At 72.8% G+C, this 9362-nt stretch carries 7 protein-coding genes; 5 read left to right on the top strand and 2 right to left on the bottom strand.

Annotated features, from left to right (window positions below; translation table 11 throughout):
- Positions 1–1450 (top strand): DUF5691 domain-containing protein (locus tag ABT084_RS33545; RefSeq protein ID WP_351052235.1); only part of this gene is annotated, 1450 nt, incomplete at its 5' end.
- Between the two features lie 306 nt (positions 1451–1756).
- Here ABT084_RS33545 and icmB read toward each other — a convergent pair.
- Positions 1757–2161, bottom strand: coding sequence for a coenzyme B12-dependent isobutyryl CoA mutase small subunit (icmB, locus tag ABT084_RS33540; protein WP_351052232.1), 405 nt, complete (start codon positions 2159–2161; stop codon positions 1757–1759).
- Between the two features lie 275 nt (positions 2162–2436).
- Here icmB and ABT084_RS33535 point away from each other — a divergent pair, with 275 nt between their 5' ends.
- Both ABT084_RS33535 and ABT084_RS33530 read left to right on the top strand, forming a co-directional pair.
- On the top strand, positions 2437–3243 hold the full coding sequence (locus ABT084_RS33535; protein WP_351052229.1) for an esterase/lipase family protein: 807 nt from the start codon (positions 2437–2439) through the stop codon (positions 3241–3243).
- A gap of 215 nt (positions 3244–3458) precedes the next feature.
- Complete coding sequence (locus ABT084_RS33530; protein WP_351052226.1) at positions 3459–5054, top strand: M23 family metallopeptidase; 1596 nt, start codon at positions 3459–3461, stop codon at positions 5052–5054.
- Between the two features lie 32 nt (positions 5055–5086).
- Here ABT084_RS33530 and ABT084_RS33525 read toward each other — a convergent pair whose 3' ends face one another.
- Positions 5087–7720 carry an ATP-dependent DNA helicase gene (locus ABT084_RS33525; RefSeq protein ID WP_351052223.1) on the bottom strand — a complete coding sequence of 878 codons (2634 nt, stop codon included), beginning with the start codon at positions 7718–7720 and terminating at the stop codon, positions 5087–5089.
- Between the two features lie 85 nt (positions 7721–7805).
- On the opposite strand from ABT084_RS33525, the gene ABT084_RS33520 reads away from it, so the two are divergent.
- Complete coding sequence (locus ABT084_RS33520) at positions 7806–8159, top strand: hypothetical protein (RefSeq protein ID WP_351052220.1); 354 nt, start codon at positions 7806–7808, stop codon at positions 8157–8159.
- Between the two features lie 133 nt (positions 8160–8292).
- Entirely contained in the window at positions 8293–9348 is a 1056-nt protein-coding gene (locus tag ABT084_RS33515; protein WP_351052217.1) for a C40 family peptidase, read from the top strand.
- The last annotated feature ends 14 nt before the right edge of the window (positions 9349–9362 follow it).

The following is a 9362-nucleotide window of genomic DNA, read 5'->3' as shown; positions in this document are numbered from 1 at the left end:
GCCGGATCCGCGGCCCGCGCCGCCGGAGGCCGCGCGGCGACGGCTCGCGCAGCTGCTGGCGGGCCGTACCGCCGGGGGCGGTGGCGGGCGACGCGGGGCGACGCCGGATCTGACGGAGCTGCTGCCGCAGTGGCTGGCCGCCGCCGTGCGGCACGGGTACCGGGCGCCCGCAGCCCTGGTGCCCGCGCTGCTGGACGCGGCCCGGGCCCGTACGGACCTGCGGCCGCAGGCGCTGGCGCTCGCCGGGGGGCGGGGGCGGTGGCTGGCGCGGCTCAATCCGGAGTGGCGGTTCGCCCTGCGCGGCGGCGCCGGAAGCGGTGAGCTGCCCGCTCCCGACGACCGGGCGGGGGTGGAACGCCTGTGGCAGGAAGGGCTGTTCGCGGAACGGGTGGCGCTGCTGGGCCTGGTCCGGGCGCACGAGGCGGCGGCCGCGCCGCTGCTGCTGGCGACCACCTGGGCCACCGAGCGGGCCGAGGACCGGCTGATGTTCCTCGATTCGCTGCGCGCGGGCCTGTCGGAGGGCGACGAGCCCTTCCTCGAACGGGCGTTGGGCGACCGGAGCCGCAATGTCCGGGCGACGGCGGCCGAGCTGCTCTCCGCGCTGCCCGGGTCCGCGCTGGCGGGCCGGATGGCGGAGCGGGCGCTGGCCTGCGTGGGCCCGGAGGGGGTGGTCCCGCCGGTGGAGTGCGATGCGGGGATGCAGCGGGACGGGGTGGTCGAGCGGCCGCCTGCCGGGCGCGGGGAGCGGGCCTGGTGGCTGGCCCAGCTGGTGGAGGCGGCTCCGCTGGCCTGCTGGCGGGAGCGGTTCGGGGGGCTTGATCCGGCCGGGATCCTGGCGCTGCCGGTGGCCGAGGGCTGGGCCGAGGAGCTGCACGCGGCCTGGTGCCGGGCGGCGGTCCGCCAGCGCGATGCGCTCTGGTCGAAGGCCCTGCTCGGCTCGGCGTCCGCGCCGCCCGCCGCGGGGCCCGCCACGGCCTCGCTCGCCGAGCGGGCGAAGCTCCTGGAGACCCTGCCCGAGGGGGAACGGGCGGGGTGGGTCGCCGAGTTCGTCCGGACCCACGGGCTGTCGGAGGCGTTCCAGCTGCTCGGGGTGTGCCGGGTGCCGTGGGCCGGGGAGCTGGGCGAGGCGGTGGTGGACGCCCTGGACACGGCGCGGAACACGGGGAGTTACCCGTGGAGTTTCAGCGGGGTGATGGGACTGGCGGAGCGCTGCCTCGACCCGGCGGCGGCCGACCGGCTGGAGTCGCTGCTGGCGGTGGCCCGGGCCGCGGAGATATCCGGGGAGGCGGGGCGCGGCGGCGACACCTCCGCCGCCGCGGAGGTCACGCCGGGTGCCGAGGCGTACTGGACCGAGGCCTTCCAGCGCCTGGTGTCCACCCTGCGCCTGCGCGCGACGATGCTGTCGGAACTGACCCCCGCCCCGGCGGCCATCGCAGCCCCGTCGGCCTGACCCACGGCGGCGCGGGGCCATCGCAGCCCCGGGGGCCATCTCAGCCCCGGGGCCCATCGCAGCCCCGTCGGCCTGACCCACGGCGGCGCGGGGCCATCGCAGCCCCGGGGGCCATCGCAACCCCGGGGGCCATCTCAGCCCCGCCAGCGTTTGAGGCGCCGCCGGAGGCGACATCAGCCGCCCGGCGATTGAGGTGGACGCAGGGGGCCGGTTCCCGGCTGTGGTGCCCCCGGCGGCGCCTCATACGCCGGCGAGGCCGGAAATGCCCAGGCCGGGGCGAGGGGATGCCCCGGGCCGGGCGCGGGCTCAGCCCTGGCGGACGTTCGCGCGGACCCAGTCGACGATGGCGGTGGTCGTGGCGCCCGGGGTGAAGATCTCGGCCACGCCCTTCTCCTTCAGCGGGCCGATGTCGTCCTCCGGGATGATCCCGCCGCCGAACACCTTGATGTCCTCCGCCTCGCGCTCCCGCAGGAGTTCCAGGACGCGCGCGAAGAGCGTGTTGTGGGCGCCGGAGAGGATCGAGAGGCCGATCGCGTCGGCGTCCTCCTGGATGGCGGTGTCCACGATCTGTTCCGGGGTCTGGTGGAGGCCGGTGTAGATGACCTCCATGCCCGCGTCCCGCAGGGCTCGCGCGATCACCTTGGCGCCACGGTCGTGGCCGTCAAGACCCGGCTTGGCCACCACCACACGGATCGGACCGGTCACACCCATCGCACTGCCTCCCGAGTGAACGAACGTTAAGTACAGCATCGCGCACGCCGCCGTTTCGCGGTCAACCGGGAGGGGGAAATCACACGTGGGACAGCATTGATTCACTCGGGACGTCCGCACCGTCGGTCGCGAGGGGAGCCGCGTCGAATCGCCCCGCCACCGTGCCGTCAGCCGCACGGCACGGCGGCTGGGCGCGGCGGCCACGCAGCAGGCACGGGGAGCTGCGCCCCGAGCGCCGACAGCCACACCCGGAAGCCGCCAGGGGGAGGCCGTCGATGGGGCTGCCATTCGTACTTTCATCCGCACCCGCGTCCGGCGCCGCGCTGCGCGCCGCCGCGCTCGAATTGTTCGTCTTCGCCGGACACGTGCTCCTCTACCCGACCGGGATCCTCCCGGAACGCCCGGCGCGCGGTCGCCGCGCATGCTCCGACGCCGCCCCGGGGGCCCGGCCGCCGGTGCTGCTGCTGCACGGGTTCAACGACAACCGCTCGGTGTTCGTCCTGCTGCGCCGCGCCCTCGGCAAGGGCGGCCACCGCCGGGTGGAGACGTACAACTACTCGCCCTTCACCTTCGACCTGCGCGCGGCGGCCCGCCGGCTCGCCGCGCACGTCGAGGAGCTGTGCGAGCGCACCGGAGCGCAGCGGGTGGATCTGGTCGGGCACAGCCTCGGCGGACTCATCGCCCGGTACTACGTCCAGCGCCTCGGCGGTGACACGCGGATCCGCACTCTCGTCACTCTCGGTACTCCGCACACGGGCACCCGGGTGGCTCCCCGCGCGGGCGCGCACCCCGTGATCCGTCAGATCCGCCCGGGCTCCTCGGTGATGGCCGAGCTGGCCGCGCCCGCACCCGGCTGCCGGACCCGGTTCGTCGCGTTCTGGAGCGAGTTCGACCAGCTGATGGTCCCCGTGGAGACGGCCCGGCTCGAACATCCCGACCTCCGAGCGGAAAACATCCAGGTCACGGGTATCGGACACCTCGCGCTCACCACGCATCCGGCGGTCATCGCGGCGGTCCACCGCGCCCTCGACGGTCCGGCGCGCCTAGCCCCGGCCGCCCCGGGAGCCGCCTCCGTCGCCTGAACGGAGAACGCCCGCCAGTCGAACGGATTTCGAACCCAGGGCCAAGGCTGTGTCTTCGTGCGACCGAAAGACGGCCGAATGCCCGGTTCCGGAAACTCGGGAACCCCTGGAAGATTGTCGTTGCCAGTAACCGACGGGTACAGTCACGCCACTGCTCTCCCCGGGGTACCCGCACCCCCCGGCCACCCAGGCTCCCCACCGCCGAGGCGAAAGAGATGTTGGTGAACGACAGCCCCACGTCGGGCCAGTATCCGGACAACGGATACGACGGCCTTTCCACCACCACCTTCGCCGGCGATGTGTCGTACGCGTCCTTCGAGACGCAGGGCCAGGGGTACGACTACGGCGCCTACGCCGCCTCGTACGAGGCCGGCACCGGCACCGGTACCTACGAGACCGGCGGCTACGACACCACCGCGTGGAACGCCCCCGCCCAGGACGGCTACCTCTCCAGCATCCCCACCCAGGCCGCCGCCCAGGACACCAGCGGCCAGTGGGACTCGAGCGCCTGGACCACGGAGTACCAGCCGGCCTCCTTCGGCTACGACCCCGGCGCCTCCACCGGCGACCAGACCGGCTCCGGCCACTGGGCGATGCCCGGTTACGGCACGACGGGCACCGAGACCGGCGCCTACGACGCCACCGCCTGGAACACCGTGGCCGCGGAGGAACTGCCCGCAACGCTCCAGCCCGAGGCCGCGTACCAGTACCCGTACGAGTACGACGCCACCACCGTCACCCCCGCCTACGACGGCTCGTACGAGGACGCGTACGCCGCGACGTACGGCGCCGGTGTCGGGTACGAGGCCGCGCCGGAGTCCGGCCCGGCCACCGCCGTCTTCGAGCCCCTGCCGTCCGAGGACTTCGGGACCGGGCAGACCGAACGGAGCGGTGAGAACGGTGAGGCCGGTCAGGCCGCCGCCGCGCACGCCGAACTGCCCACCCAGACCATGGCCACCACCCCGCCCGTGCCGCGCTCCGCGCGCCGGGCCGCGCCCGCCAAGGGCAGCGGGAACGGCACCGGCCACGGCGGCGACAACGGCGCGGCCAACGGAGGCGGCGGGGGCAACAGCCGCCGCCGGTCCCCGGCGAAGCGGTCCGCGCTGCTGACCGTCGCCGTCCCCTCGGTCTGTGTCATAGGGGTCGCGGGTGTGGCCGCCGCCGCCGTGGGCGGGCTCCCCACCGGCGACAAGCCGTCCAACGAGACCACCACGATGGCCGCGCCCGACCCCGCTTCGGTCAAGCCGGTCGCCGCGAACAGCAAGCTCGACACCCAGCTCACCGCGCTCAGCGCCGATGCGGGCGACTTCGCGGACCGCGCCAGCCGCACCCAGGAGCGCATCGACCTCAAGGAACGCCAGGACCTCGAGAAGAAGAAGCGCGCGGAGGAGGCGGCGGCCAAGGAAGCGGCCCGCCCCAAGTTCTCCCTCCCGGTCGAACAGCACGGCCTCAGCGCGGGCTTCGGACAGGCCGGCGGCATGTGGATGTCCGTGCACACCGGCATCGACTTCCCGGTCTCCTACGGCACGCCGGTCATGTCCGCCACCGACGGCACCGTGCGCACCCAGTGGAACAGCGCCTACGGCAACATGGCCATCGTGGTCTCGCCCGACGGCACCGAGACCTGGTACTGCCACCTCAGCAGCACCAAGATCCGGTCCGGCAAGATCAAGGCCGGCGACGTCATCGCGTACTCCGGCAATTCCGGCAACTCCACCGGCCCGCACCTGCACTTCGAGGTGCGCCCGGACAGCGGGTCCCCGATCGACCCGCAGGCGTGGCTGCGCACCCACGGCCTCGACCCGAACTAGGACCAGGTCCTACAGCTGACCAGGACCAGGTCCTACAGCTTCTGCACGGGCGCGTAGCGCAGCAGCAGCCGCTTCGGCTTCTCGTCGCCGAAGTCGATGGTGGCCTGCGCGTCCGCGCCGGTGCCCTTGACCTCCATCACCGTGCCCAGCCCGAACTGGTCGTGCGTGACCCGGTCCCCCACCAGCAGCGTGATGACGGGCTTGTCCGAGGTCCGGCGCGTCGCGAAGCCCGAGGGGCCGGACTTGGAGCGCGCGGACGACAGGAACGACTCGGGCGACGTCCCGAAGCCGGCCCCACCGCCACCGCCACCCGAGCGGAATCCGGATCCGGACGCACTGCGCATCGGGCCCGCGGGCTTCTGTGCCCCGGTCCGCTTCCACTGGAGGTACTGGTCCGGGATCTCTTCCAGGAACCGCGACGGCGGGTTGTACGAGGGGGTGCCCCAGGCACTGCGCATGGCGGAGCGGGTGAGGTACAGCCGCTCGCGCGCGCGGGTGATCCCGACGTACGCGAGGCGCCGCTCCTCCTCCAGCTCCTTGGTCTGTCCGAGCGCCCGCATGTGCGGGAAGACCCCGTCCTCCATGCCGGTCACGAAGACCACCGGGAATTCCAGGCCCTTGGCGGTGTGCAGGGTCATCAGCGTGATGACACCCGTGCCCTCGGTGTCCTCGTCCGGGATCTGGTCGGAGTCGGCCACCAGCGCGACCTGCTCCAGGAACTCCGCCAGCGTGCCCGGCCCCACCACCGGAGCCGCGACCCCGGCGTCCGGATCGGCGTCGGCCCCTGCGTCGGCGGCCGTACCCGCCGCATCCGTGGCCGTACCCGCGGCCCCGGCAGCCGTACCCGCCGCGTCCGTGGCCGGAGCGGCATCCGCCGCCGCTGCCGCGGCCGCCCGCGCCTGCTCGAACTCCAGCGCCACGGCCGCGAGTTCCTGCAGGTTCTCGATCCGCGTCTCGTCCTGCGGGTCCGTCGAGGCCTGCAGCTCGGCGAGGTACCCCGTACGCTCCAGGACCGCTTCCAGCACCACCGCCGGGCCCGCGCCCGAGTCGACGATCGTGCGCAGCTCCTCCATCAGCACGTTGAACCGCTTGACCGCGTTGGTCGAGCGCGCGGCCATGCCGTACGCCTCGTCCACCCGCTTGAGCGCCTGCGGGAAGGTGATCTTCTCGCGCAGCGACAGCGCGTCGATCATCGCCTCGGCGCGGTCGCCGATGCCGCGCTTGGGTACGTTCAGGATGCGGCGCAGCGGTACCGCGTCCTCGGGGTTCGAGAGCACCCGCAGGTAGGCCAGGACGTCCCGGACCTCCTTACGCTCGTAGAACCGCACGCCGCCGACGACCTTGTAGGGCAGGCCGACCCGGATGAAGATCTCCTCGAACACGCGCGACTGGGCGTTGGTGCGGTAGAAGACGGCGACGTCGCCCGCCTTCGCGTCGCCCGCGTCCGTCAGACGGTCGATCTCGTCGGCGACGAACTGCGCCTCGTCGTGCTCGGTGTCCGCGACGTAGCCGGTGATGCCGGCGCCCGAGCCGGCCTGAGTCCACAGGTTCTTCGGGCGGCGGTTCTCGTTGCGCTCGATGACCGCGTTGGCGGCGGAGAGGATCGTCTGGGTGGAGCGGTAGTTCTGCTCCAGCAGGATCGTCTTCGCGTTCGGGTAGTCCTCCTCGAACTGGAGGATGTTGCGGATGGTCGCGCCGCGGAAGGCGTAGATCGACTGGTCCGCGTCACCCACGACGCACAGTTCGGCGGGGGGCAGGTCCGGGTATCCGGTGCCGACCAGCTCACGCACGAGGGTGTACTGCGCGTGGTTGGTGTCCTGGTACTCGTCCACCAGGACGTGGCGGAAGCGGCGCCGGTAGTGCTCGGCGACGTCCGGGAACGCCTGGAGCAGGTGCACCGCGGTCATGATGATGTCGTCGAAGTCGAGGGCATTGGCCTCGCGCAGCCGCGCCTGGTACATCGCGTACGCCTGGGCGACGGTCTTCTCGAAGCCGTCGACCGCCGCCGCGGCGAACTCCTCGGCGTCGATCAGCTCGTTCTTCAGGTTGGAGACCTTGGCGCTGAACGACTTGGGCGGGAAGCGCTTGGGGTCCAGGTCGAGGTCCCGGCAGACGAGCGCCATCAGGCGCTTCGAGTCCGCCGCGTCGTAGATCGAGAAGGACGAGGTGAAGCCGAGGAGCTTGGACTCGCGGCGCAGGATGCGCACGCACGCGCTGTGGAAGGTCATCACCCACATCGCGTTGGCGCGCGGGCCGACCAGCTCCCCGACGCGCTCCTTCATCTCACCGGCGGCCTTGTTCGTGAAGGTGATCGCCAGGATCTGCCCGGGGTGCACCCCTCGGGCGCCCAGCAGGTGCCCGATGCGGTGGGTCAGGACCCGGGTCTTGCCGGAGCCGGCGCCGGCCACGATCAGCAGCGGGGAGTCCGCGTGCACGACGGCGGCGCGCTGCTCCTCGTTGAGGCCGACGAGCAGCGCCTCGGGGTCGATCACCGGCCGGGGGGACCCGCCCCGGTAGTACGCGTCCCCGCTCATGGGCGCGTCGAAGCGACCCCCGAAGAGGTCGTCGGCGCCCGCTTCCGGGGCGTGGTCCTCGGGCGGCGGCGGAGGCTCCTCGTGAGAGGGGGTGAGGTCCGCCAGGAAACTGTCGTCAAAGAGGCTGCTCATCGCCTTCCGAGTCTAGGGCCAGGGACCGACAGCCGGTCCCGGCCCCGGAAATTCGGTCCGACCCCCACCCCGTAGGCTCGAACCCATGTCCGTACTCATCAACATTTTCCTCGGCCTCCACATCATCGGGATCGCCTCGCTCCTCGGCGGCTTCCTGACCCAGATGAAGGCGATGAGCGCGGGCACCGCCCGCTTCGTGCCCGCGATGCTGCACGGCGCTCTGACCATGCTGCTCACCGGCGTCGCCCTGGTCGGGTTCCGCCAGATCGACGGCGGCGGCGTCGACAACATCAAGATCGGCGTCAAGCTCGCGGTCCTGTTCGTGATCCTCGCGCTCGTCTACGTCAAGCGCGACGAGGAGCGGATCGAGAAGGGTCTGTTCGGTGCGGTCGGCGCTCTGACCATCACCAATATCTTTATCGCCGTTCTCTGGCACTGACCGGTCGGACCAGGTCGGCTCCGGACGGATCCGGGCAGTTGCTGTCATTCCGTCATCGGGCCGTTACTTTCAGGTTTAGCGTCCTCCCCCAAGACCCGCCCGACGGATCAGCAGGGAAGGACGTGAGGCCCCCGTGGCCAGTCATCGAAAGCCCAGGCAGCGCCCGCTCCTCTCCGGCGGCACCCTCCGCACCGCCGCCACCCTCGCCCTGGCGGGCGCTGCCACCGCCACCGCCTACGAAGGCACCTCGCAGGCCGATCCCCAGCCCACCCCGGACCAGGTCAAGGCCCAGGTGGACCGGCTCTACGAAGAGGCCGAGGCCGCGACGGAGCAGTACAACGGGGCGAAGGAGAAGGCCGAGGCCGCGCAGAAGTCACTGACCGACCTGCGCGACGAGACGGCCCGCAAGACCGACCGGCTGAACACGGCGCGCAGCGCCCTCGGTTCGCTCGCCGCCTCGCAGTACCGCAGCGGGAGCCTGGGCACCGCCGTCCAGCTCGCCCTCGCCGACGACCCGCAGGACTACCTCGACCGGGCCGCGTTCATCTCCCGGGCCGGTGACCGCAACGCCGCCGAGGTGGCGTCCGTACGGCGCCAGCTGGACGAGGTCGGCCGGCTGCGCGACAAGGCGGCGGGCCGGCTCTCGGAGCTGCGCGCCCGCGAGGCCGAACTCGCCGGCCAGAAGAAGGTCATCGAGGGCAAGCTCGACGCCGCGAAGCAGCTGCTCGCCAAGCTCACGGCCGAGGAGCGCGCCCGGTACGAGGCCCAGGGCGCGGGATCCATCGCCTCCCCCGGGTCCGCCGCGGCCTTGGCCGTGGCGCCCGCGCCCCCCGGTGACGGCTCGCGCGCGGCCAGGGCGGTGGCCTTCGCCTACGGCGCGCTCGGCAAGCCGTACGTCTGGGGCGCCACCGGGCCGGGCTCCTTCGACTGCTCGGGGCTGACCCAGGCGGCCTGGCAGGCGGCCGGGGTGTCCCTCCCCCGCACCACGTACACCCAGATCAACGCGGGACACCGGGTCTCCCGCGACCAGCTCGCCCCCGGTGACCTGGTGTTCTTCTACTCCGGGGTGAGCCATGTCGGCCTGTACGTCGGCAACGGCCAGATGATCCACGCCCCGCACCCCGGGGCTCCGGTGCGGGTCGCGCCGATCAGCTCGATGCCGTGGGCGGGCGCCTCCCGCCCGGCGTGAGCGCCCGGCGTGAA

Source organism: Streptomyces sp. NPDC002138 (assembly GCF_040296485.1).
Classification (GTDB): domain Bacteria; phylum Actinomycetota; class Actinomycetes; order Streptomycetales; family Streptomycetaceae; genus Streptomyces.
The sequence above is the reverse complement of the archived record's forward strand: the minus strand, read 5'-3'. Positions and strand labels throughout refer to the sequence as shown.